Source organism: Pseudoalteromonas sp. G5_S1_14_S5 (genome assembly GCF_054968605.1).
The window spans coordinates 1-962 of the sequence record NZ_JBQKUM010000194.1 but is presented as its reverse complement, the minus strand read 5'-3'; the positions used below and the strand labels follow the sequence as shown (position 1 = coordinate 962).

At 41.6% G+C, this 962-nt stretch carries 1 pseudogene; it reads left to right on the top strand.

What is annotated here, in order from left to right:
* Positions 1-40: 40 nt before the first annotated feature.
* A pseudogene (locus ACTRWI_RS22505) lies at positions 41-962 on the top strand (IS3 family transposase); the annotation flags it as partial.

Below are 962 nucleotides of genomic sequence, written 5' to 3'. Positions count from 1 at the left end.
TGTCTCGTCCTGAAATGTGTTTACACATTGAGGACGAATTATGACTACTTCAAATAATACCTACGTTAAGCGCACTCAGCGTGATTACACACTAGGCTTTAAATTACAGGTCGTCGCAGCTGTAGAAAGAGGCGATATGACCTATAAACAAGCCCAAACCATTTATGGTATCCAAGGCCGTTCAACCGTTTTAACCTGGCTTCGAAAGCACGGTAAAATGAATTGGGCGCAAAATCCAAGGATGAATGTCATGAGCCAATCACCGAAGCCTAAAGAGTCGCCTGCACAGAAAATAAAACGTCTTGAGAAAGAGTTGGAAGACGAAAAAATCAAGAACCTCTTCTTAAACAGAGTGGTTGATATTCTTGATGCTGAGCACGGAACCAATCTCAGAAAAAAGTATCTAGCCAAGGAGCAAGAAGCCTTCAAAAACAGGAAGGAATAAGTTTAGTTCGGGTATGTAGGCTTTGTGGCATAACAAGACAGAGCATTTATCAACGAGAAAAGCGAGCTCATCATCGTCGGTTAGAGCTTAAACCGATTAAAAAAATGGTGTTGGATATTAGGCGTTATATGCCTCGGGTTGGTACTAGGAAGCTCTATTTTTTAATTAAGCCTAGACTACAAGAACAAGGTATTAAGTTAGGCCGAGATGCGCTTTTCAACTACTTACGCGCTGAGCGATTGTTGGTAAGACCTAAGCGTAGTTTTACAAAAACGACCAATAGTCGGCATTGGATGAAGAAACACCCGAACTTATTAAAGGACTACAAGCCATGTAGTCCAGAGAGTGTGTTGGTGAGCGACATAACCTATGTTCAATCTGATGAAGGAGTTCACTACCTATCATTGGTTACGGATGCGTTTAGCCGAAAAATAATGGGCTATGAGCTGAGTAATGAAATGAAAGCGACGGATGTCGTGAAAGCGTTAGATATGGCTATCAAAGGGCGTCAATATCA